20 protein-coding genes are annotated in these 25,047 nt (G+C 45.8%); 3 read left to right on the plus strand and 17 right to left on the minus strand.

What is annotated here, in order from left to right; translation table 11 throughout:
• Window positions 1–77: 77 nt before the first annotated feature.
• The gene (locus AYY17_RS12565) at window positions 78–1,307 is read right to left on the minus strand and encodes an MFS transporter (RefSeq protein WP_067424150.1); all 1,230 of its coding nucleotides are present in this window, start codon (window positions 1,305–1,307) and stop codon (window positions 78–80) included.
• A gap of 238 nt (window positions 1,308–1,545) precedes the next feature.
• Here AYY17_RS12565 and AYY17_RS12570 point away from each other — a divergent pair, with 238 nt between their 5' ends.
• Window positions 1,546–3,168, plus strand: a complete 1,623-nt coding sequence (locus tag AYY17_RS12570; RefSeq protein ID WP_067424152.1) for a DUF4139 domain-containing protein — start codon at window positions 1,546–1,548, stop codon at window positions 3,166–3,168.
• A 165-nt stretch (window positions 3,169–3,333) separates the two neighbouring features.
• On the opposite strand, the gene AYY17_RS12575 is transcribed toward AYY17_RS12570, so the two are convergent.
• The 12 genes from AYY17_RS12575 to ygeW all read right to left on the minus strand — a co-directional run bounded on the left by AYY17_RS12575 (window position 3,334) and on the right by ygeW (window position 17,372).
• Window positions 3,334–4,278 carry a hypothetical protein gene (locus AYY17_RS12575; RefSeq protein ID WP_156656705.1) on the minus strand — a complete coding sequence of 315 codons (945 nt, stop codon included), beginning with the start codon at window positions 4,276–4,278 and terminating at the stop codon, window positions 3,334–3,336.
• Between the two features lie 199 nt (window positions 4,279–4,477).
• Complete coding sequence (locus AYY17_RS12580; RefSeq protein WP_162271115.1) at window positions 4,478–5,227, minus strand: fimbrial biogenesis chaperone; 750 nt, start codon at window positions 5,225–5,227, stop codon at window positions 4,478–4,480.
• A 25-nt stretch (window positions 5,228–5,252) separates the two neighbouring features.
• Complete coding sequence (locus AYY17_RS12585; protein ID WP_067424159.1) at window positions 5,253–7,805, minus strand: fimbria/pilus outer membrane usher protein; 2,553 nt, start codon at window positions 7,803–7,805, stop codon at window positions 5,253–5,255.
• 39 nt (window positions 7,806–7,844) lie between these two features.
• Window positions 7,845–8,555 (minus strand): fimbrial biogenesis chaperone, encoded by a 711-nt coding sequence (locus AYY17_RS12590; protein ID WP_067424160.1) that lies wholly within the window; start codon window positions 8,553–8,555, stop codon window positions 7,845–7,847.
• Window positions 8,556–9,149, minus strand: a complete 594-nt coding sequence (locus AYY17_RS12595; protein WP_067424162.1) for a fimbrial protein — start codon at window positions 9,147–9,149, stop codon at window positions 8,556–8,558.
• A complete protein-coding gene (locus AYY17_RS12600; RefSeq protein WP_067424164.1) occupies window positions 9,115–9,813 on the minus strand; it encodes a fimbrial biogenesis chaperone in 699 nt (232 codons plus the stop codon). The genes AYY17_RS12595 and AYY17_RS12600 overlap by 35 nt, the downstream gene beginning before the upstream one ends.
• A gap of 84 nt (window positions 9,814–9,897) precedes the next feature.
• A complete protein-coding gene (locus AYY17_RS12605; protein WP_067424166.1) occupies window positions 9,898–10,452 on the minus strand; it encodes a fimbrial protein in 555 nt (184 codons plus the stop codon).
• Between the two features lie 742 nt (window positions 10,453–11,194).
• Complete coding sequence (gene arcC / locus AYY17_RS12610; RefSeq protein WP_067424168.1) at window positions 11,195–12,130, minus strand: carbamate kinase; 936 nt, start codon at window positions 12,128–12,130, stop codon at window positions 11,195–11,197.
• Between the two features lie 47 nt (window positions 12,131–12,177).
• Complete coding sequence (gene hydA / locus AYY17_RS12615) at window positions 12,178–13,569, minus strand: dihydropyrimidinase (protein WP_067424170.1); 1,392 nt, start codon at window positions 13,567–13,569, stop codon at window positions 12,178–12,180.
• A 60-nt stretch (window positions 13,570–13,629) separates the two neighbouring features.
• On the minus strand, window positions 13,630–14,847 hold the full coding sequence (locus tag AYY17_RS12620; protein WP_067424173.1) for a YgeY family selenium metabolism-linked hydrolase: 1,218 nt from the start codon (window positions 14,845–14,847) through the stop codon (window positions 13,630–13,632).
• A gap of 79 nt (window positions 14,848–14,926) precedes the next feature.
• Window positions 14,927–16,126, minus strand: coding sequence for a diaminopropionate ammonia-lyase (gene dpaL / locus AYY17_RS12625; RefSeq protein WP_067403665.1), 1,200 nt, complete (start codon window positions 16,124–16,126; stop codon window positions 14,927–14,929).
• Between the two features lie 58 nt (window positions 16,127–16,184).
• The gene (ygeW, locus tag AYY17_RS12630; RefSeq protein WP_067403667.1) at window positions 16,185–17,372 is read right to left on the minus strand and encodes a knotted carbamoyltransferase YgeW; all 1,188 of its coding nucleotides are present in this window, start codon (window positions 17,370–17,372) and stop codon (window positions 16,185–16,187) included.
• A 590-nt stretch (window positions 17,373–17,962) separates the two neighbouring features.
• On the opposite strand from ygeW, the gene AYY17_RS12635 reads away from it, so the two are divergent.
• Complete coding sequence (locus tag AYY17_RS12635) at window positions 17,963–19,840, plus strand: sigma 54-interacting transcriptional regulator (protein WP_067424175.1); 1,878 nt, start codon at window positions 17,963–17,965, stop codon at window positions 19,838–19,840.
• Between the two features lie 69 nt (window positions 19,841–19,909).
• Here the strand turns inward: AYY17_RS12635 and nfsB are convergent, their stop codons facing one another.
• A complete protein-coding gene (gene nfsB, locus AYY17_RS12640; RefSeq protein WP_067424177.1) occupies window positions 19,910–20,563 on the minus strand; it encodes an oxygen-insensitive NAD(P)H nitroreductase in 654 nt (217 codons plus the stop codon).
• A gap of 106 nt (window positions 20,564–20,669) precedes the next feature.
• On the opposite strand from nfsB, the gene AYY17_RS12645 reads away from it, so the two are divergent.
• Window positions 20,670–21,041 (plus strand): winged helix-turn-helix transcriptional regulator, encoded by a 372-nt coding sequence (locus AYY17_RS12645; protein ID WP_067424179.1) that lies wholly within the window; start codon window positions 20,670–20,672, stop codon window positions 21,039–21,041.
• 81 nt (window positions 21,042–21,122) lie between these two features.
• Here the strand turns inward: AYY17_RS12645 and xdhC are convergent, their stop codons facing one another.
• From xdhC to xdhA, 3 genes are read right to left on the minus strand one after another with little or no spacing between them, the layout of a single operon-like run.
• Window positions 21,123–21,602 carry a xanthine dehydrogenase iron sulfur-binding subunit XdhC gene (xdhC, locus tag AYY17_RS12650; protein WP_067403677.1) on the minus strand — a complete coding sequence of 160 codons (480 nt, stop codon included), beginning with the start codon at window positions 21,600–21,602 and terminating at the stop codon, window positions 21,123–21,125.
• Window positions 21,599–22,477, minus strand: coding sequence for a xanthine dehydrogenase FAD-binding subunit XdhB (gene xdhB / locus AYY17_RS12655; protein WP_067424475.1), 879 nt, complete (start codon window positions 22,475–22,477; stop codon window positions 21,599–21,601). The genes xdhC and xdhB overlap by 4 nt, the downstream gene beginning before the upstream one ends.
• 5 nt (window positions 22,478–22,482) lie before the next feature.
• The gene (xdhA, locus tag AYY17_RS12660) at window positions 22,483–24,789 is read right to left on the minus strand and encodes a xanthine dehydrogenase molybdenum-binding subunit XdhA (RefSeq protein WP_067424181.1); all 2,307 of its coding nucleotides are present in this window, start codon (window positions 24,787–24,789) and stop codon (window positions 22,483–22,485) included.
• Window positions 24,790–25,047: the final 258 nt, after the last annotated feature.

Consider the following 25,047-nt stretch of genomic DNA (forward strand, 5'->3'; position numbering starts at 1 on the left):
TTTATTCTCCGGCAATATAAACAGATATATTGCCTGTGCATGATACCTGTTTATGACCGGCAACAATCTGATTCAGGTCAGATTGAGCTGAGTTCCCGGTTTTTAGTTTCCTGACCCAGGAAGATAACCGCGAGGACCGCAACCACAATGGCCAGACTGAAAATCATGAAGATACTGCTGACCGCAAACTGATACTGGATCATGTATCCCGCCAGTAACGGGCCGATGATCCCGCCTATCCGCCCGACAGCGGTTGCTGTACCGGCACCGGTTGCCCTGACACTGTCCGGATATTGCTCCGGTGTATAGGCGTACAGTGCGCCCCACGCGCCGAGGTTAAAGAAAGAGAGCAGCATTCCGGCTATCACCAGCATGGTGGCGGAGTCAGCACAACTGAACCAGTAAGCACTCACTGCGGTTCCGGTGAGGTAGGTGACTAACACAAATTTCCGGCCGTATCGTTCAATCAGCCAGGCGGCGCTGAAATAGCCCGGTAACTGCGCCAGGGTCATAATCAGAACATACTGGAAGCTCTTGATTAAACTGAACCCTTTGAGCATTGCCACACCGGGCAGCCAGAGAAAAATGCCGTAATAGGAAAAGACCACGCAGAACCAGAGGATCCACAGCATCAGCGTGGCACGGCGGTATTGCGGCGACCAGATAAGCGACATGGACTGCGCGATGGTGAGTTTCGGGCGGGTTTGTGCGGTATAACGGGATGCCGGTTCCGGCAGTTTTGCCCGCAGCCACAGGGCATACAGTGCGGGCAGCGCGCTGAGCAGCATGGCGGTGCGCCAGCCGTAATCCGGAATAATGTAATAGGCGATCAGCGCCGCAATCAGCCAGCCGACCGCCCAGAAGCTTTCCAGCAGTACAACAATGCGTCCGCGTTCATGAGGTGCGACACTTTCACTGACCAGTGTTGAGGCGACCGGCAGTTCACCGCCCAGTCCCATGCCGATAAAAAACCGCAGAACCAGGACAACAGCAAGTGAGCCGGCAACAGCGGTCAGTCCTGAGCCCAGGCTGAACAGCAGCAGTGTCAGGATAAAGACCGGCTTACGTCCTTTCCTGTCTGCCATAATGCCGAATACAAAGGCGCCGATTGCCATTCCGGCTGCATTCATACTGCCTATCCAGCCGAGTTGTGCCGCACTCAGTCCCCAGTCAGCCTGCAATGCAGCCAGCAGGAAGGCCAGCAATCCCACATCCATGGCATCAAATGTCCAGCCCATCCCGGCTATCCATAATAGTTTGTTCCGCGAGAGTGTTGCCGGTGCCTCAGGTGTATTTGCCATCGTCATGTGTATTGCCTTTTCCGCCTATCCGGATGAGTGTGTTTAGTATACTAAACAAAAAGTGAGGTAATGTTAATACTAAAATACAGGTTTAAAGAAACAGCAACATCTGCTCAGGCACAAGAGTGTCACAGGCTGCTTATTTTTAAGGTTATTCCGTTATCTTCCGGCAGATTGCTGACCTATTATAAAAGGTTATTAACAGTGAACGGATGGTAATTCTGATAACCGGGGAGTCAATGAAATGGCATTAACGTACAGCTTGAAAAGTACGCTGCTGGTGGCCGGTATGGTGATATCGGCAGGCGCGGCGGCAGATGCACAAAATGTAATTGTTCAGGATGTAAAACTGAACAGTGCGACGATTTTTCTGCGTGGTGCGGAATTGTTTAACAGTACCACACTGACACTGCCTGCCGGTGCCAGCGAAATAGTGCTGTCAAATGTGGCAAACAATATTAATCCTGCCAGCCTCTCTGTCATATTGAATAATGATGATGTGACGATTCAGTCAGTCAATTTGCGCAGTGAAGCAAAAGAGCCGGTTTACCCTGCGGATATCAATGCACTGAAAGCGCAGATTGACACCGCTGAGCAGGCGGTTGCGCAGCTGAATATGTTTATTCAGATAAATGATGAACAACTGGGATTACTGCGGGATCAGGATTTTTTCGGCAGCAGCGGGGCATTATCCACAGAGCAATCGGTGCAGAAGCTGGCGTTTATCCGTGAACAGATGACAAAAATTTATGGTGAACAGCTCAGTTACCAAAAACAGATCAATGATAAAACAGAAGAAATCACCCGGCTGAAAGCGTTGTTTGCAGAAAAAACAGCGCGGTTTGACGGACGGCAGCCACAAATAGTGGTCAGTGTGGACGCGAAAAAATCGGTTACCGCTGAGCTGGATATTGCTTATATCACCGCTGATGCCGCCTGGGCGCCTGCGTATGATATTCGTACCACCGGGTTGGATAAGCCGGTCACTCTGACATATAAAGCAAATGTTATTCAGAATACAGGCATTAACTGGGATCAGGTAAAGCTGACATTATCATCGGCAGACCCGGTACAGACTATTGCACCACCACAGCTTTTCCCGTGGTATTTAGCTCAGGTTCAGGACTATGAAACCCGCGATATGATGGCGGATATGGTCGCCGCACCCGCTCCGATGATGATGGAGAGGGAAAAGTCAGCGAAAAATAAAAAAGTAAGCCGCGGGATAGCTGACTTTGTCAGCACCGAAAGTAATGGTATCAGTCTCAGTTATACTATCGCACAGCCGTATTCACTGCCTTCATCGCAGGAGTCGCGCTCACTGACCATTAAACAGACAGAGCTTGCCGGGAAATACCGCTACATCACCAGACCTAAGCTGGATGAGCATGTCTATCTTCAGGCCGATATTGATAATGCTGCGGCACTGAACCTGCTCAGCGGCAACATGAATATTTATTTTGCTGACCGTTATATCGGCACCTCGTTTATTGATGCCGCTGCTCTGACTGATAAACTGGCGATCCCGTTCGGGATGAATAAAGATATTCAGGTATCCCGCACTGTGAATGCGAAACTGAAAAAACAACCGGGTATTCTCGGCTCTGCCGTTGAGCAGTCAGAAGGCTATATTATCAATCTGAAATCGTTTTACAGTGAACCCGTTACGGTACATGTCTTTGATCAGCTTCCTGTCAGTCAGGACAGTAAAATCCTGGTGAAAGATATGGAATTTGGTGACGGAAAACTGGATAAAAAAACCGGTGAGATTGAGTGGGAAGTGGCGTTAAAACCACAGCAGGAAGTGGAATTGCCGCTGAATTATACTCTTAAGTATCCGAAAGATACCCAGATTTACGGGTTATAATCTATACCCTTATTCATTCAAACTGCAGGTTCGTTGGCGGAACGAGGATAGACGGGTCACATACTGATGTATGCTCCCCGTCTATCTTCCCTTGCCGCCTGCCTGCATCTTGAATGACGTTGGGTATCTATATGAAAAGCCGGTTAAAATAACCGGCCTCTATGATTAATTAAATGTGATGGCAACCTCTGCCGTTGCATTTACTTTTCCGTAGGGTAACGGGTCTGATTTATTACCTGCGGAGCACAGCCGCCATGTTACAGGGGTATCAACTGATTTAGTTTTTTCGGCTGGTGTGATAGTGGCTATTTTTATTTTACTCTGATTGAATTTTATACCATTGGATAAATTACACTGCCCGTTAAAATTAGCACCGACAGAGTTTTTTATTTCACCGGTAATATATCCGCCACCTTCTTTTAACTTCAGCCTGGAGTAGTCACCATTATATATTCCGGATACGGCTCTGAATTCCAGGTTCATATTGTAATTAGAGCCCTGGCCATTCTGCGAACAGCCGGCATTAATCACTGAGGTTGTTTTGCCCAGTTCTTTACCTGCTTCATTACTGTAGGGAACATCGCCGAAATTGATGGTTGCCGGTGTACTGACATTACATTCCAGGGTGGATACCTTAATTATTGTGCCGGGAGTGAACACGGGTTCAACCTGCGTGTTTGCTGCCCATAATGTGACATGTGCTCTGAAGTCGGTAATAGTGGTATTTTTTTGTGTACCATCACCGTGAATAGCCCAGGTTCCGACCATCCATATCCTGCGTGTTGGAGAGCTATGAAACGGGGATACCGTATTAACATCACCAAAGTTTGCACAGTTTCCGTATTTTTGTGATATCTGAAGTGCCGGCGAACTGGCGGGACTTGTTGTCAGATATGAGTTCGTACCAAACTCACCTGTACCTTCTATTACTCTGCCCGCTGTATTGGTATAGGTTATCTGAAAACTGGCCTGAGGAACGATAATAATACCGGGAGCCAGCCTGAACCCCTGGGCTCCGTTTATCATGGCGGAGTAATCTCTGTCGGAACAAAAAATATAATTGGCGCCAATACCCATTCCAATATTGGGGAAACCAATGGTCGGTCCCATGTTTGATGCACCGGTCCCCGTCATTGTTATGTTGAACATCTTACCTGACCAAAGTTGTCCCTTTCCGCCATTAACTGTAATTGTTTCAGCGAATGAGGCAGAATAAAGTGTCAGTGACAGTATGCCTGCAGAAATTAAACATTTAGTTGTACTTCTTTTTATTGTTGTCATTTTTTTACCTGAAAAATAATAATCACTATTAATTGCAATCCGATATAGTTTGTTTTTCTGATGGTGTTATCCAGCCACTTTCATCAATCAGAGTCCATTCGGCTTGCTGGTGATTTAAATCACGTTTAATTTCATATGGATAACTTTCATGCGGCGGTATCATATGACGTAATTGCTCTTCGCCGATATTTTCTTTATCGGTTTTAAGGGAACTGAATACCAGCCAGTATGGCGTATTATTTTTTGCAATTAGCATATTGTCTTTTTTGCATAACGCCGGTAATGAAGATGATGCATAAATAAAATCCCGGGTTAATTCTTTTGGCCGATAAAATAATTTTAGATTAATAACGGTAGCCAGAACAACACTATTACCGGTGGCATCCGGCTGTTCAGTAACCGGAATGGCTTTTAACGAAATAAAGAATGCAGACTCGTCTTTATCTGACAGTGGAATACTGTTTACCCGGCGGATATGCAGTGTTTTTTCACTGTGTGCGGTAAATTTATCAAGTGGCGGAGTGATGATAAATGGCATCTTTTTACGTTCTGACTGACTTACTCCTCCTGTCTGCGGGTCAATATCACGGACAGTAGATTGAAGAAGGTAGTCATTATCTGAGTTGTTTATAATATTGAGTGTAACGCCTTTCTGGTCATCTTCATGATAAATAACCCGGGTAACATGCAAGGATAATCCGCCGCTATCATCAGGTGCGGCCTGAACATTTGTCAGTGAACTTAATAAAATACATAAAGTTATAAAGAGATATTTCATAATAAGTACCATTTTTTGATAAGTTTTACTGACACTGTAGTGAAACTTCTTTAATAAAATGATTATCGTCATCAATTGATGTACTGTCCTTTTTCAGGTTGTAATTACTGCGACAGGATTGGTTTTCCGAATTACCCCATTTTGCCAGTATAGTTCCTTCTGCGGGAAGACCGGAAAGATAAACCTGTCCGTTGTCACCAACAATTCCGCTATTTGTATTATCACTTTCAGTGGCGACAATTGTACCAAATGGTAATTCATTCCCGTTTTGGCTTAATGTAAAGAGTACCTGGTAGCCCTGTTTCGTTTTAAATTTTGCGAGAACAACAGCATCTTTTGTCGGATAAACATTAATAACAGAGCTATCGACTTCCACATTGTCCGGCAGTGTTGTGACATCCAATGCAACTGAATTTTTATTATAGGGATTACCGGCAAAAACTAATGCCTGTCCATTGCTGTTTATATCGGAAAGCCCTGTATTAATTTTTGTACCACCTGCACCCGGCGCATCAATAATAACTAATGCTGTATTGCCCGCCTGTTTAGAAAAAATCATTCCTTTTTCATGGAGAACAACTGTGCCATTAATGTTAGCATTCAATGAATTATAATTATTTCCGTAACTATAACCGACGCTGCTGTTTGTAATGTTTCCGGTATAATTGGCATTAATATTTGTATTATTGGTCTGGTCGCTGTTATGTGAGTAATCCTGATTTAATGACAAACCCACTTTATTATCAAGAAAAGAGGTTCTTAAACCAAGATTATTCGTGGTCGATGCATTCCTGCTGCCATTGAGTGAATAGGAAGCTGATGAATTTTTTGCAAATTCATTATTACTCATCATTGATAAAGGGATCTGTATATTAGCGGTCCAGCGCCGGTCTTCCGGCCAGGTATTGTTATCACCTTTCTTTTTTTCAATGCTGTAAGAAAATGAGTAATTTATGTTGCTGAGAGATCCGTTATAACCCATCGATAAATTGTTATTTACGGTTTTATTATCCCAGAAGTCTTCACGGTTACCGGCAACAAAAACAGACCCATACTTACCCAGCTGCTGGCTGACACTCAGGCGCAAACTTGAGCGCTGCTTTCCGTGTGTCCATGCATTATCAGTATACTGGAAATTATTAATTTCATTGAAATCATGGTAATTCTCAGTTGAGTAACGGTATGCCGCCAGGTCAATAGTTGTACCGGTGGATAACATGTTTTTTGCATATTTTATCCGGTAAGACTGACCTTTTTCCCGCTGATGTGTATTTTCCGGTGTTGTATCTGATGTCGTAATATCAACAGACAGCGCACCGAATTTACCCAGAGATGTACCGACCCCCATAACAGTGGAGTAATATTTTTCTGAAATCAGGGCGCCGCCATATACGGTGATATTTTTCGGCAAACCATAACTGAATGCGCCAAGAAGGAATGACTTCTTTTTTGAGTTTTTACTGTTATATTCCCCTGATGACGCTTCATATTTAAATCCGCCTTCCCGCTCCATAACAGGCAGCCCGCTGGATGCATAAATCTGTTTTCTGACTGTACCGTCGGCTTCTGTTATTGTTATTTCTAATTCCCCGGATAACTGTGATTGCCGGATATCATCAATCGAAAAGGGGCCGGGAGAAACATAAGTCTGATAAATCACATTATTATTCTGGCTGACAGTGACGGTAGCATTACTGTTGGCATAACCGGTGATAGTCGGTGCAAATCCACGCAGTGACTCCGGTATCATGTCGTTACTGCTTGATAATGATATTCCTTTGATAGGAAATGACTCAAAAATATCTAAGGAAGGGAAGATTTCACCAATTTTAAGATTAGATTTTAATGATTTAATGTCACGGTATAATCTGACATTATTAATATCATGATTGTTAGCAGATGTGGTTTTTCCATTTAAACTTGATTTGTAGTAGTTATTACTGGCATTCATTCTCAGACGCCATGCCTGAAAATTTATACCACCATATAGTTGTGTGAATAAATTTTCGGACTTAGTACCATTTGATTCTGTTTTTCCACCCATAACATTATAGTTTAGTATTAATGCCGGTACGCCATCATCCCAAAGCAATGGGTCAGTAGAGCCATTATCTTTATTTTTCATGACGATCTGAGGGAAGCTGAACAGCAGATCCAGTTTATTTTCATTAAATGTAAACTGATAGTCCGGTATTAATTCAGATAAATTAATAATAGGCTTGTCTTCAGGTAAATCTTTCAGCGAAGGTGTGTCTTTTACATTTACACCAAAATTAATTAACTGTAATGGTGTCAATAATGGCGTCAGTTTATTTTCTTTATCGGAGTCGAAGGTAATAAGCTCTTCATTATTAAATTTATTATTAACACTAATGTTGACATAATATTCACCCGGAGGGAGTTGATCATCTTTTTCATAACTGGATAAATCCAGATCAGACACTGTATTATCACCGAAAGATAAAAATGCAGGATCAAAAAAATCATCGGCAAATGCATAGTTTGCAGATAGAAAAACAGATACAGGTATCATTGTTAATACAAAAAAATGTTTATTTTTTATTTTGTGTTTTTTCATTTTTAAGTATTTCCTTGTATTAAAAATAATATTTTTCTATTAGTTGTTTTTTATTTTTCCATGGCAGTACTCAGAGACTGTTCCATAGTCATTGATATACCGCCATTTTATTTCTTGTGATTTCGGAGGTATGTTTATTTTGATTTTATCAAAAGGGTAAATCATTACGGGCTTATCTAATATATTTTCATTGTTACTAACTATTATTTCACTTATGGTGATGAAATAAGCGGTGGTATTGGTTGCGGTAACCTGCGTATTTACTGTTTTTTCAAAATCCATGCTACATGCTGAATGATGAGTGAGTTCAGGTAATGACGGCGGTCTTATAAATACTTTAATGACACTTCTTAATCCAACTGCAATATAATCATTATCAATATGGCTATCAGGCGTTGAAGGAATTGCAAGAACAGAGAGGTATGCAATATCCTCACGATCCGATACCTGATGCTTCTTTTTCCATAACCTCAGGGTCTTTGTTTCATTTCCCTTTATTTTTAATAAGGGAGGTGAAATAATCATGCTGTCATTTTTCTTGTCGTTAATTTCAGGCCCGGTCAATATGTCGCTTTTTATAAGATAGGTATCACCACCATTATTATTTATTGACAAGCTATCAGTACTATTAACGATAATTACTCTTGTTTTGTTAAGTGTTATTCCATTTGTATTGTTTTGTGCATGGCCACTCAATGTAAATAGAAATAACGCTATGAAAATAATGTGGTTTAATATATATTCTTTCATTTAGTCATATCTGAAATCAAAATAAACAATAGCTTTCATTTCACCAGGTTCTTTTTGTGCTTTATTACAAGTTACGGTATCACCACACGTAAGCCCGGCATGAAAGTTGATTGACTCACCTATAGGTAAATCTTGTCCGTTATAGTTAAATTCAACGCGGTCTCCGGGATTTAATTCTTTATCCTGGTATACAGGCGATTGATCTTTATGAAATATCATTGCACCGATATTTTTAAGTTTAGAATTATCCTGTCTGAAAATCCATTTTCCATCCTGGCTTTTAAATCCATTTCCGGAGATAACCACTTGTGGTTTCAGACCGATACCTGGTAATCCAGTACAATTTTTAATATTAATTGAAAATTGTTTTATATCCGACAACTGTGATCCTTTCAGTTGTGATGTTATTACCCGGTTAAATCGTATACTCGAATTTGATGCTGATAATTCACAGGATAAACGCATAATATTTGCTGTGAAATTTAACTGAGCTGTCGTTGCTGCCTTTGCCTGAAAGAATGGCAATAATATCAATAAACTGATAATTATTTTTTTTATATTAACGGGTAAATTCCAACAGGCCACCAGCATCATTGATAATTGTCCATTTTATTTTTTTGTCAGTGGCCATTTTATTCAGCTGGTATGAATGCTTTTCAAATGGAGCAAGCATTGGTTTTTCTGAAATACCAATATTTTCACTACCTATTTTCACATTGACTAAATTAATGTAATAAGGTGATGGGTTTGTAATGGTAAGCTTTTTATCAGTGACAGAAAGCATAAGGTTTTTTTGTGCATCATCCACTGTTACCGGAAGATTTGCAGGCCTGTAAAAAAGTTTAATTACAGATGCAATTCCGACATTAATACCACCACCTACAGTGTTATTATCACTATCATTTTTATTCGCAGCACTCAGTGCTTTGCTGTTTATATAAAAAAGTGATTCCCTGTCATCAGGCAAATTTCTGTTTGTCTGGATTATCTTAATCTGATTAGATGACCCCGGCAGTACTTTGGTTAATGGCGGAATAACCTTAAAGTCATTTACTGCTTTTCCTTTCGGATCATCAGTAATTATCGTCTGTGTCAGGATCGGAGTATCTGAAGAGTTGTTGATGAGATCCAGTGGAGCACTTTTTTGCCCTTCATCATAGACAACCCGCAGTGCGCCTAACTGAAATGATATTCCTGCCGTTTTTGCATGAGCAGATATTGTCATAAGTAAAAGAAAAGGAATTAATATATATTTCATTTTTTTTTTTCGTATAAAGAGGGAGGGATATACACAGTTATTCAGATAACGCTGAATAGCGTGGATGCCCTCCCTGAAAATTAATTACTGATAAACAAATGAGAACAGAACAGGTGCATTAAAAGTACCGACTGTTACATTTTGTGATGTTGCAGTAGATGCATATGCCGCAGTTAAAGTGACGGTATTATCAGTTAAAGGATTTAAGGCGCCGCCTTCTCCTTCAGTTACTTTACCAATTTCAACGAGTGAGCCGTTTTCTACAGGATTTGCACCATTCATCAGCATAACACCGACATTACTGGTTGGGTTTTTAGATTTCTGCAGGAAAATGTTGTTGGTACCTGATACGGTATCACCACTCACTTCCAGTGATGCAGTACCAGCAGCAGCAGGTGTATCACAACCGGTTAATGCAATCTGAAATTCTTTCTGTCCGGTAGTGATAGCGCTGTTAGCATTTATAAAGTCGGATGTTTTTACTGTTCCGAGAGAGACCTGGCTTTGGCCGTTCACATTAATATCACAGCTGATTGCCTGAACGTTACCTAAAAACTCGACACTTGTTTGGTTTGCAGCCTGAGCAGCAGTAGTACCGAATAAAGCAGCAATAGATAAAACGATTAATTTCTTATGCATAATATACCCTAGTTTGTTTATACAGATAATAAACGGATTGTAGATTTTTATTTTTTCATAAAATAAAAACAGAAAAACAAGTTAAAAATATTATTTTTACAAATTTCTTAAATGTTGAAATCAATATTTAAAAATAATGAATTTAATGTTTTTGGATGATTTCAGGTATTTGATTATACGTATTAAATAAATCATTCATATAGATTAATTATTTTTACTTATTGTTTGTGTGGTTTTGTTTATTATATTTCAGTGAATTTTATCTTTATAATCAAGTGTTTATTTTTAAATGTAGATTTTTTGTTATTGGTTTCTGGTTTTTTGTATGACTGTCAATCATAAAAGGAATGAAAAATAGTTATTTATATCTTATATGTTTATTTTACAGGTTGTATGTATTGCCGCGGCAGGCTGTTACAATTCATACGAGTAATTCATGTCAGTATGTAATCCATTATTGCTATTCATTTTAATTATGTCATTTACATATCAATTTTTTTATTTAATTGATTGAAATTAATCGAATTTTTGATGGGTTTGTTTATCCTGTCATAATTTCATTTATATGTTTCATTATGTGTCGCAGGAATACAATAAAAAACATTAGGTGGAAAAACTTATTGTTTTGTTAAATATGGGGGAGGAGTTATTTTATTCATGATGAAAAAAATGACCGGATATCCGGTCATTTAGTTATTAATGATTTTTTTATTACGAATAAAAAGAGGAATTAACCGGGAACCTACTGGTCGCTGATAACCGTCCCTGTTTTTCCTTCAATTCCGTCTTTTGCTTTGCTCAGCAGAGTGATCAGGGCTTTACGCCCTTTGCGGCTGCGGCTGAATGACAGTGCCGCTTCCACTTTCGGCAGCATGGAACCCGGTGCAAAATGTTTTTCATCGATATAGCGCTGCGCATCGGCTGATGTCAGTTTATCCAGCCACTGCTCATTTGGTTTGCCGAAATTAATCGCGATTTTCTCAACGGCAGTCAGGATGATCAGCATATCCGCATCAATCATTTCTGCCAGTTTGGCGCTTGCCCAGTCTTTGTCGATAACCGCATTTGCACCGCGCAGGGTATTGCCTTCACGGATAACAGGGATACCGCCACCACCGACAGTGATCACCAGTTGATCGGCATCCAGCATCGCTTTGACGGTTTCTTTTTCAATAATATCAACCGGTTTTGGTGAAGAGACCACACGACGGTAGCCACGCCCGGCATCTTCACGCATTTCAAACCCTTTTTTGGTCAGCTCATCTGCTTCTTCTTTGCTATAAAATGCGCCGATAGGCTTGGTCGGGTTAAGGAATGACGGGTCGTTTGCATCCACTTCAACCTGAGTTACCAGTGTGGCAACCGGTTTATGGATCCCTCTGTTCAGCAGTTCTTCACGCAGTGCATTTTGTAAATCATAGCCGATATAGCCCTGGCTGAGTGCAACACAGACAGACATCGGCAGAACCGGCGATTTGGCTTCGGTTTTGCTCGCGGCCTCAAAGGCCTGTGTGATCATGCCAACCTGCGGACCGTTACCATGAGTGACGACGACGCGGTATCCCTGCGCTATCAAATCAGCAATCACAACGGAGGTGGTTCTTACTGCTTCTCTTTGCCCCGGCAGGTCATTACCCAGTGCGTTGCCGCCCAGTGCTAATACGATTGTTTTTTTCATTCTTTCTTACCCGTATTGAATTAGTTGAAACGATAATCGGACAATGATTAATAGTGCCGGAGCGGTGCCTGAAACGGACGTCGTTTCAGGAAACGACCGCGACCGGGCTCTGCGGTAAATGCGCCATCATGGTAAATAATGTCACCGCGTGACAAAGTACAACGGATGGCGCCCTGTAATATCATGCCCTCGTACGGGCTGTAATCGGCATTATCATGCAGATCTGCATGGCGGATAGTGGTTGTCTGCGCCGGATCGATAATAGTAATGTCGGCGTCAGCACCCGGCCGGATAACACCTTTTTCCGGCCAGATCCCAAACAGTTCCGCTGGTTTGGCACTGGTCAGGGACACAAATCGCTCCGGTGAAATCCGTCCCTGCATAACGCCGGCTGAGAACATCAGTAACATGCGGTTTTCCACACCGGGCAGCCCGTTAGGGCAGCGGGTGAAATCGCCGCCGGAGAGCGCTTGGCGTTGCTGATACGGGAAGGTGCAGTGATCGGTTGCCACAACATCCACGGAACCATCATTTATCCCGACCCACAGCGCATCAAGTTCCCGCTGGTTACGCAGCGGCGGACTTAAAATAAATTTCAGTGCATCACTGCGCTCATAGCAACGCTCATCCAGAAACAGATATTGCGGACAGGTTTCTATCCAGACCGGCTGATGCCGGGCTTTCGCCATTTTCAGATAATCCAGCCCCAGCCCGTTGGACAGATGCACAATATAGAGCGGGGCATTGCCGGACAGTTGCGCCAGGTTGATCATTCTGCCGATAGCTTCCGCCTCACATTCAGCCGGGCGGCTCAGAGCATGGAAAATGGGTGCGGTCTGACCTTTTTTCACAAATTCAGCTTTACGCTGTGCTATCACAGCATCATTTTCCGGATGCACAGTAGTCAGCGCGCCTGAGCGGTTAAGCTGTTGCAGTGCCCGTAAAATATCGGGGTCATCCAGTTTGTACTGATAAGTCAGATAGAGTTTAAAACTGCTGATCCCGTCCGCGACCATCAGCGGAATTTCATTGAGGATATCATCATTGATATGCTGAATAACACCATGAAAACTATAATCAATAACAGCGCGTCCCTTGGCGTAGCGGTGATAATTCTCAAGCTGATGGTGCAATGAGCAGCCGGCAGGACCAAACCCCATATGATCGATAATGGTAGTTGTTCCGCCACAGGCCGCCGCACGCGTACCGGTATAAAAATCATCACAGCTGCGGGCAAGCCCGACATCAATATTAAAATGGGTATGAACATCAATTCCGCCGGGGAAGACGTAACATCCCTGCGCATTAATGACCTGACAGTCATCCGGAGGATTTATGGACGGAGCAAGCTGTGCGATGAGACCATTCTCTGTCAGTACATCCTGCCGGTATTGTCCGTCAGCATTGACGACGGTGCCGTTGATAATGAGTGTGCGCATAGGGGGGTACTCCGGAAAAAAGCCCCGCACATGAGTGCGGGGCAGATATTGCTGACAAGATTATTTTTTCAGTTCAGCCATATAGCTTAACGGAATGGCTGCATACATTGCCGCACAGGTAACCAGATGGTCTTTCCAGGTTTTTTCATTTGGTGCGTGAGCTTCAGGCTCTTTACCCGGACCAAAACCGATAACCGGAATACCATGGCGACCCATGATAGACACACCGTTAGTGGAGAATGTCCATTTATCAACAACCGGCTCTTTGTTGAACAGGCCGCGGAATGCGCGATCCAGGGTTTTGACAGTGAAATGATCTTCTTCCACTTTCCAGGTCGGGAAGTAGCACTCTGTCGGATAAACCAGACCGGTCCATGATGCGCGCTCATAAGTGTACATGGATACCACACCTTTCGCGGCTTTCACTGCCGGTAATGCGCGGATTTCATCCAGAGCGCCTTCCCAGGTTTCGCCCCAGGTCAGACGGCGGTCGATAGACACGGCGCAACTGTCAGCCACTGCACAACGGCTAGGAGAAGTGTAGAAAATTTCAGAGACAGTCAGTGTACCCTGACCCAGGAATTCATCAGTTGCCAGACGTTTGCCCAGTTGCTGTAATTCACCCAGGATAGGACCCATTTTAAAGATAGCGTTATCGCCGCGCTCTGGTGCAGAGCCGTGGCAGCTTATCCCCGGAACGTCAATGCGGATTTCCATACGCCCGCGCTGACCACGGTAGATCTGGCAGTCTGTCGGCTCGGTACTGACCACAAATTCAGGTTTGATTTTGTCCTGCTCAATAATGTACTGCCAGCACAGACCATCACAGTCTTCTTCCTGAACAGTCCCGGTCACTAACAGGGTATACTGATCTTCCAGACCTAAATCTTTGATGATTTTACCGGCATACACCATGGAAGCCATACCGCCTTCCTGGTCAGATGTACCACGTCCGCCGATAATTTCGTCGTTTTCCATACCTTCGTACGGGTCGAATTCCCAGTTTTTGATATTACCGATACCCACGGTGTCGATATGCGCATCCATTGCAATCAGGTGCGGACCATGACCGATATAGCCGAGGATGTTACCCATCGGGTCAATATCCACTTTATCAAAGCCGACTTTTTCCATCTCTTCTTTAATGCGGTGGATCACGCGTTTTTCATCACAACTTTCGCTGGGAATTGCCACCATATCGCGCAGAAAGCGGGTCATGTCTTTTTTATAGTGTTCTGCTTTTTCGACAATTTTATCAAACGGGATTTGCTTAGCCATCTTTCAATTCTCCAATCAGTTAAATTCGTAATCAGTTAAATTTGTCACGGCGGATACACGCGGTACCGCCGTAAGATGATTATTTATGTGCCGGGTTTTTACCTTCCCAGACCACTTCACGGTAATGTTTTGTATCTGTGTCACCTTCGGTGTTGATAACCAGGATGACGGAATCACTGTTGAGGCCGAGTTTTGCCATCAGTTCCGCACGTTTCGGGTGATGATGAACCGCTGCCAGTACGCCGAGGCCCACTGCGCCGGACTCACCGGAAATCACCCGGGTATCATTGCCGTACGGGTTGCCGAGAACACGCATGCCGAGAGCGGCAACCGCATCTTCACAGGAGATAAACTGTGTTGCACAGTTGCGCATCAGTTCCCAGCCAATCGGGTTTGGTTCACCACAGGCAAGACCTGCCATAATGGTTGCCATATCCCCGCCGACATTGACGATTTCGCCTTTCAGACTTGAGCGGTAGAGGCAATCTGCCAGTTCCGGCTCAACAATAATGGAGTGCAGATCTTTTGCGCCGAACTCATCAACCAGATAGCCCAGCACGCCGCCTGCCATCGCACCCACACCTGCCTGTAACAGAACGTGAGTCGGGCGTGTAATCTTCATTGCTTTCATCTGGGCGACTGCTTCGGCAGCCAGTGTTGTGTAGCCCTGCATAATCCAGGTCGGGATCTTGGTATAGCCTTCACAAGCGGTATCCTGCACCACGAGCCAGCCGTGTTTTTTGGCATTTTCCATGGTGAGACGGACGGTATCGTCATAGTTCATATCAGTGACGATACACTCAGCGCCGAGACCGGTGATGTGATCCACGCGCTCCTGTGCGGAGCCTTTCGGCATATAAACAACGGCTTTCTGACCTAATGCACGGGCAGCCCATGCCACACCGCGTCCGTGGTTACCATCCGTTGTGGTGGCAAACGTCATTTTTTCGGTCAGAGTGCTTTTGAGTTTCTCAAAGGAGAAATCATCAATATTCATGTTGTACTTTTCGCACAACAGGTGGGCGATGGCATAAGAGCCGCCCAGGATTTTGAAGGCATTAAGTTCAAAACGCTGTGATTCATCCTTTACCAGGATGTTGCCCACGCCGAGTAACCCGGCGAGATCTTTCATGTCATACAGCGGGGTAGGATGGTATCCCGTAATTTTCTCATGAAATTTCAGCGCCTTGTGTGCTTCAGCGCGGGAGAAAAGCGGGGAGTGTTTTCCGTTAAAGAAACGGTTATCTGAAATATCTAACTTTAGTGAGAAGACAGACATATTGCCTCACCTCATATCATCGGGAGAAGGACCCGGCCGTTACCGGCCGGGTTCCGGATTACAAAATACGTTTACGTGCGTTTTTCAGCAGTTGCTCAAGCACGACGGCCGGCTGCGGGAATTTGCGGGCCAGGATCATGGCGGAGATAATGTATGGCTTCCAGCTTGCTTCTTTGTAAGTGGCGATACGGTATTTCTCAAATACAGCCTCTTCCACTTCACCCTCTTTACAGGAAACGCCGGAGATATCCGCAGGCAGACAGTGCATATAGAGTGCTTCGCCGCCTTTGGTCAGCTTCATCATCTCTTCAGTACAGTGCCAGTCTTTGTGATTCGCATTCTGTGCCAGGCAGCGCTGTTCCAGGGCTTTCAGGCCATCATGGTCATCAGCACGCAGCAGACCGGTACGGGCTTCCATGACTTTGTAAGGTGCCCAGGATTTCGGATACACGATATCCGCATCTTTGAACGCTTCAGCCATAGACGTCACTTGTTTAAAGCTGCCGCCGGACTGTTTGGCATTATTTTTTGCCACATCGATGACATCAGGGATCAGGTCATAACCTTCCGGATGCGCCAGCGTCACATCCATACCGTAGCGGGTCATCAGACCGATAATGCCCTGCGGAACAGAGAGTGGTTTACCGTAGCTTGGTGAGTACGCCCAGGTCATGGCGATTTTTTTGCCTTTCAGATTTTCCAGTGACCCGAAGTGCTCACGTAACCAGGCCAGATCCGCCATTGATTGTGTCGGGTGGTCGATATCGCATTGCAGGTTAACCAGCGCAGGGCGCTGCGGCAGAACGCCTTCTTCAAAACCTTCATCCAGCGCGGCACCGACTTCACGCATGTAAGCATTACCGGCACCGAGGTACATATCGTCACGGATACCAATTGCATCTGCGCAGAAAGAGATCATATTCGCGGTTTCACGTACTGTTTCACCGTGGGCAATCTGTGATTTTCCTTCATCAAGATCCTGCTGTGCCAGACCGAGCATATTCAGTGCGGATGCATAGGAGAAACGGGTACGGGTGGAGTTATCACGGAAAACAGAAATACCAAGGCCATTTGTGAACACATTGGTTGCGATATTATCGGCACGCAATCCTTTCAGCGCCGCGGCAATATCAAGCACCATCGTCAATTCATCCTGACTTTGCTCCCAGGTGAGTAAAAAGTCTTTTTGATGAAGATTCGATTTCAGTCTGGCGATATCTTTCAATAATTCATTAACGTTTTTCATCTTTAAATCCTATGTGAAATGGCCGGTGACAATTGAATATGCAGTGAGACGAAGGCATTTCTGCATGTGTACTCTGACTATTAACAATAAGCATGCCAGGTAAGTCGGGAAGGCTGTTTTTGGTCTGAATGCAGGATGAAGTTGGGAGAATGATCACAAATGTAAGGGGGTTTTAGATAGCTTATGTCTGACAAATGCGAATAAAAGTTATTTTCAGTACCGGCAATTCCGGGTCAGAATCAGACTGGTGAGAGGACAAAACAGAGGGAACGGGGCCAGAATGATAAAGTCAGCGCGGTGATTATCATATTGATAAAATAAAGTGATCACGCTTGCATTTTCATTATCAAAGCTAAAGAAAAGTGTGATTTTCGTACATGTGTTGGAGTTTCGGCGGAAAATATCTGGCAATGTGAAATCAGGTTATACCCTTATTCATTCAGGCTGCAGGTTCGTTGGCGGCATGAAGCCGGCCGGCATCCCGGACGATATTGGGTATACACTATATAACTATAATAAAATCATTTAATTACCGTGTTATGTACTTTCTTTCATATTATGTCATTTGAAGAGCATAGGAAGTCGTAAGCATGATCACTGAAAAATCACTGTCTGTGCTGATGCAGATACAACCGACGATCGTTCACTTCAGCAAGATGCTCGCCAGCGTGCTGCAACTTGATGTGGAAATCGTCGATGACAAACTGACAAGGATTGCCGGAACAGGGCTGTTTAATCAGCATCTGGGGCATCGTCTGACGAACAATTCTCAGCTTCTGCGCTATGTTCTGGAGACAAAAAAGGAAAAAATTGTCACCCATTCCTGTTTTGATCCCCTGTGCCTGAATTGTGAGGATAAAGATAACTGTAAGGAGAAAGCCTTTATCGGTACGCCGATCATTTTCCAGGATCGCTGTATCGGTGTGATTAGCCTGGTGGCGGTCACATCAGAACAACAGGAAAGGATCCGCGATAATATTCACGATTTCTCGGACTATGTGCAGCATATTTCGAATATTTTTGTCGCTAAACTGCTGGATGAACAAGAAGGTCGCAGCGGGGCACAAAAAGTCTTACTGAGCCTGATTGAATTTATGGATCAGGGCGTGTTGATCCTTGATGACTCCAATCATCTGAAATTTGCGAATCCCCATGCACTGAAAATTCTCCATATTCCGTATGAAAAAATCTCAGGCAAAGTTGTGACCATCCGTCCGCTGACTTACTTCAAGAGCCTGAACAGCGGGCACTTACAGCACATTGTGTCATACGATGGTGAGAGCAATATCATTATCGGTCAGTTGCATGTGGTGAACGGCTGTCAGATGTTCCTGATGGCATTCCATCAGTCTCACGCGGCAATTGATATGAGTGAGGCACGCCAGAGCGAGAACGGATTATTCATTGAACACCTGGTCGGAAAATCGGAACCTGTCCGTCAGCTCAAGCATCTGATTTCCCGTGTGGCCCCCAGTCCGTCGAGTATTCTTATTACCGGTGAAAGCGGCACGGGAAAAGAAGTGGTGGCGCGCGCTATTCACAAGCTGAGTAACCGCAGCGAAAAGCCGTTTATTGCAATTAACTGTGCCGCCATTCCTGAGCAGTTACTGGAAAGTGAGCTGTTTGGTTATGTGAAAGGGGCGTTTACCGGGGCGTCTGCCAACGGAAAACAGGGTCTGATTCAGGCCGCAGATAAAGGCACTTTATTTCTTGATGAAATAGGGGATATGCCGCTGCTTGTTCAGGCTAAATTATTACGCGCAATCGAATCCCGCGAAGTTCAGCCAATCGGGTCAAGCCGGACTATCCCGGTGGATATCCGCATCGTGTCTGCGACCAACCAGAACCTGGAGCAGTTTGTCAGTGAAGGTAAGTTCCGGGAAGATCTCTATTATCGCCTCAATGTTATCCCGATAGCTCTGCCGCCGCTGCGTGAACGCTACGGCGATGTGGAACTGCTGGTGCATCATTTCCTGAATGTGCATACCAAACGCCTCGGATTGGTGTATCCGGGGATTTCGGATGAGGTGATGGCAGTGATTAATGCCTGGCCGTGGCCGGGAAACCTGCGGGAACTGAGTAACCTGATGGAATATCTGGTGAATGTGGTGCCGCCGGGTGAAGTGATTGATATTTCACTGTTACCGCCGAACTTTGCGAAACATGCCGGACAAGCAATAAATACACCGGCATTGCCGGGTCAGATTGCCGGAGAGTCGTATCAAAGCGACATAACCATTCCGGTTAAAACTATTCCGGTCAAATCTGTTCCGATCAATGTTAATCCGCCGTTGCCGGCTGATGATCAGTCTCTGCACGGTGAAACCATGCTGGAAGAGATGGAAAAGCAGATGATCCGTGAAGCACTGCAACGTTATGATAATAAACGTCAGGCGGCAGAAGAGCTGGGAATAGGGATCGCCACGCTGTACCGGAAGATCAAAAAATACGAATTATCAGCAGACTAGTTATATAGTTGTTGATACAAAAAGCCGCACGGGGTCACCGTGCGGCTTTTTTGTTTTTAAATCATGCTGTTAGATTATGGTGATAATCTGTTCTTCCGGCAGACGGGATTTTGGCAGAGCGGCATTGAAATCATCCGTACTGCGATAGCCGAGAGATACCACTGCGACCGGGGCTAACCCTTTGGCAGACAAACCGAATTCATTATTCAGTGTATCAAAATCCATACCTTCCATCGGTACTGCATCCACACCCAGGGCGCCGGCACCCAGTAACAGCGCGCCCAGGTTCAGGAAGGTTTGTTTTTCCAGCCAGTGCGGCAGGTCACTGAGTTTTTCTTTATGGAAATTGACAAAGAAATTACGACCGCCGTTATTCGCTGCTTTGTGCTCCGGTGTGGCAAAACGTCCGTCTTTGTCTTCCTGCTCCAGCACGGCATTGATATGAGCGTCATCAATATCCGTTTTTGCGCACAGCAAAACAACATGAGAGGCGTGCGTAATTTTTGCGGTATTAAATTCATAGCCCGGCTGAGTGGATGCAGCGATACGCTGCTTTCCTTCCTCACTCTGTGCAATGATAAAATGCCATGGCTGAATATTGACGCTGGACGGGCTGTAGCGCAGCAGAGTTTTGATCTCTTCCATAACGTCCGCGCTGATTTTCTTTGCCGGATCAAATGATTTGGTGGAGTAGCGGCGCATTACAGCTTGTGTGATTGTCATAACGGAGTCCTTGTTGATTAATGTGTGCAGATTTTTTCAATGGTGCTTATCATAAGCTATGATGTATTTTTAACAAGTACGCACATTTTTGGTATATAGGTACAAAATGGATACTGTAAAAAAGACCCGCTACGAGTCATACGCTTATGAAGCCTGTCCGGTGGAAGCATCGCTGGAACTGATGGGCGGAAAAGGAAAAGGGATGATCCTTTATCATCTGATCAGCGGAACAAAGCGGTTTAATGAACTGCGGCGGCATCTGGTGTTTATTACACCGCGTATGCTGACAAAGCAGCTGCGTGAGCTGGAGGATGCCGGACTTATCCACCGGGAAGTGTATCCGCAGGTGCCGCCGAAAGTGGAATACAGCCTGACGGCAGCAGGTGAATCGCTGACGCCGATATTGCTGATGCTAAAAAGCTGGGGAGAAGAACACGCGCTGCCGGTATTGCTGAAGAAACAGGTACCGCAGCCCTGAAGCCAGCTGCGGCATCCTGTTTTATACCCTTATTCATTCAAACTGCAGGTTAGTTGGCCGCATCCTGAATGACGTTGGGTATTACTGATTTTTCTGAAGTTTATCAGCGGCGTCTGCGACCATCTGATAACCGGTACAGCGGCACAGGTTACCGGCAAGTCCGTGGCGGATCTGGCGGATAGTCAGGGGATGCCCCTTATGTTTCTCCAGAAGTCCGGTTGTCATCATAATCAGTCCCGGTGTGCAGAACCCACACTGTACGGCACCACTTTCTGCATAAGCCTGCTGTACTGCTGAAGGCTTGCCGTTCTTTATTTCACCTTCTGCTGTGCGGATCTGCTTGCCATCTGCCCAGACAGCAAGATACAGACAGGTATCGATAGCAACACCATCAATTAAAACAGTACAGGCGCCACATTCACCCACGGAACAGCCGTGTTTTACGCTGATTAACCCCTGCTCCCGCAGAACATCCGACAGCCTTGCCGCCGGAGAGACAGTCAGTTCACGTAATTGCCCGTTCAGTGTGCAACTAATAGTTATCCACTCTTTCATATTCATGCGATTTTTTCTCCCAGGCGTTCAGCCGCCGCGCGGATCACCCGTTCACTCAGAACACGGATGAGATGTAAGCGGAACTCTTTTTCGGCGCGCCATGAGGTGCGCGGTGCAACATCCTGCTCAATGGCCTGACTGACGGCTTTCAGTGTTGCCGCTGTGACCGGTTTCCCGATTGCTGCGGCTTCGGCATGCTCACAGCGCACTGGTGTAGGTGCTGCAACACCAAATGCAAGGCGCAGTTCTTCAAAGCGCCCGTCGCGGATTTCACACAGGGCCGCACAGTTGATGGTGGCAATATCCATTGCGCCGCGCATGGCGTATTTATAGCTCGCCGCACCTTTATTAAGGTAATTTTCCGGTGAGAAATGGAATGCGACCAGCAGTTCTCCCGGCTCAAATGCCACTTTTCCGGGACCGGTATGGAAGCCGCGCAGGGGAATACGGCGGACTCCCGCAGGTCCGGCAATTTCCAGCTCCGCCTGATAAACCAGGGAAGGGCAGGCGGAGTCACCGCTGGTGGCGCCGTTACAGATATTTCCGCCGTAAGTTGCCACATTGCGGATTTGTGGCCCGGCAATGGTTGCCGCTGCTTCACTTAATGCGGGAAGGCACTGGTTAATCAGCGGGCTGTCAATCAGTTCGGAGAATGTGGTGGCAGAGCCTATCCGGATATGACCTTTATCATCCGTACTTATTCCGCGCAGTGCCGGTAAATCATGGATATCCACAATATGACGGAAGCGCTCATTCAGGTGATGTAACTGAATTAAGACATCCGTTCCGCCTGCCAGCAGTTTTGCCTGCGGGTTTTCAGCAAGCAGGGCAACGGCATGAGTGATACTCTCAGCGCGTTTGTAAGTTTCAAAATCATACATTGTCATTATCCCCTGATTAGCCCGGCGTTGACAAATTCCCGGAACAGCCGTTTTGGTGTCATCGGAATTTCATTAATGGAAATACCTGTCGCCATCCTGATGGCATTACGGATAGCGGCAGCCGGGGAAATAATCGGCGGCTCTCCCAGCGATTTATGACCATAGGCGGATTGTGGCTCGTAAGTTTCGACAAAACCACATTCCAGATCCGGCAGGTCAACCATTGTCGGCATTTTGTAGTCGAGCAGGTTCGGGTTATGAACAACACCGGATTTTTCGTTGATAAGCATCTCTTCAAACAGCGCCCAACCGATCCCCATTCCCATCCCGCCATGCACCTGACCTGTTGCCAGTTGCGGGTTCAGGATCTGACCGGAATCATGCATATTAATGATGCGGTTTATTGTCACCTGACACATCGGGATATCGACAGTGACATCAACAAAGGTACAGCCGAATGCCGGCGGATTGGTTTGTGTCTTATAAGAGGATTCTGCGGAGAGCTGCCCGCCGATTTCCTGATGATAAAAACTGTGCATGGCGATTTCGGCAACCGTGGTGATGACGATTTCCGGCTCTGCTTCCAGAACAATATCCCCGTTGAGAATGGTCATATTAAAGGCGGCCTGGTGAGTCATCAGTGAAGCATGCGCCAGGATTTTCTGGCGTAATGTCAGTGCAGCCTCTTTCAGTGCGGGAGCCGTAACATAACTCTGGCGTGATGCAAATGCGCCCGGGTCAAATGGCGTGATATCAGTATCCTGTGTGGAGATCAACTGAATGGTATTGATGGGTACGCCGAGGGTTTCAGCGACCATCTGGGAAAATACGGTGTCAGATCCCTGACCGATTTCTGTCGCACCGACCTGCACATTAATGGTGCCGTCCTGGTTCATCAGCAGGCGGGCACTGGCAATTTCCACGCCGACCGGATAGGTGTTGGAGGAATAACTGAAGCAGGCAACGCCGACACCCCGGCGGATATCGCCTCTGGTTGCCAGCGCCAGCGCTTTGCGTTCATCCCAGCCAAACAGTTCTTTTCCCTGTTTCAGACATTCAATTAACCCCGCGCTGTAAATCGTTTTCTTATTGACCGGGTTGCAGTCTCCGGTTTGTGCCGCATTACGCAGGCGGATCTCGACGGGGTCGATATTGAGTTGTGCGGCGGCATCATCCATCAGGCATTCGAGAGCAAATGTGACCTGTGGCGCGCCATAGCCGCGCATCGCACCGGCTGCAGGAAAATTGGTATACACAGTTGCGGCAGAATAGCCGTAGTCGCAGCGGGGATAAAGATACGGAATTTTATTTCCCCCGGCGGAGGCAATGGAGTGCCCGTGAGAGGCATACGCGCCGGTATTGGATATCACATCCAGATGATAACCATTAAGCGTGCCTTCTGCGGTCAGCCCCATTTGTGCATCGATATGGAAAGCATGACGGGTGCGTGTGGCAAAAAAGCACTCTTCGCGGCTCAGTTCCACTTTGACCGGGATCCCGCCGAGTTTGAGTGTCAGCCAGGCGGCCATCGGCTCTTCCAGAACATCCTGCTTGTTACCAAAGCCGCCGCCGATATACGGCTTGATCACACGAATGTGCGACCAGGGCACATCCAGTGCCTGCGCGACTACCCGGCGGACAATATGCGGGATCTGTGTGCTGGATACGATAGAGATTTTATGATCGTTTTCCTGCCATGCGTAGCAGGTAACGCCTTCCATATGGCAGTGCTGGACGACCGGTGTATCAAAATGACCACGGAACTGATACGGCGAACGGCTGACAGTCGCTATTGCGCTCTCTGCATTGATGGATGTGCGTTTGAGCAGGTTGCCGCAGGCATGGATCGGCGGGGCATCAGCAGTCAGAGCCGCTTGTGGTGAGGTGATCACCGGCAGTTCATCATAAGTGACTTTCACCCGCGCGGCCGCTTTTTCTGCGCTCAGTTCATCACGGGCAACCACAATAGCCACACCGTCGCCGTGGTGGCGGACATGGCGGTTGAGCAGCAGACGGTCAGCCACATCGCGTTTGGCAGGCTCCAGTGACCAGGCATGACCTGCGGTCGCAAACGGGATTGGCGGTACATCGTCACAGGTAAAGACCGCAACCACACCCGGCATCGCGAGCGCTTCGGCGGTATCAACGGAAGTGACCATACCGTGTGCAATAGTGCTGCGGACATATTTGGCGTAATGCATACCCGGCATGGGCATATCATCGGTATAGCGGGCACGCCCTGACGTTTTACTCAGGGCATCGACGCGCAGGTAAGGTGTACCCACGGCGTGTTTTCCGACTGCTTCAGACATTATTGTTTCTCCGGCTTTCAGGAAAAAAGTGCATACCTGAAAACAAGCAATAAATACGCCAGCAGGGAGAAATAGCGTAATTTACTGAGGAATTTGTGACTAAGGTAAAAAAAATAAGGTGGAGTACGGTAAAACGCCGATTTATTTTCCGGTTCTCTCTCATATTGAGAGAGAAAATATCGTCATTATTGATAATCCGGCACTAAACAGAGACAGAATGATAATCCATTGTTTGATAGCGATATCAGTCATATTAAG

Origin of the sequence: Morganella psychrotolerans, assembly GCF_001676055.1 — a bacterium.
GTDB classification, from domain to species: Bacteria; Pseudomonadota; Gammaproteobacteria; order Enterobacterales; family Enterobacteriaceae; genus Morganella; species Morganella psychrotolerans_B.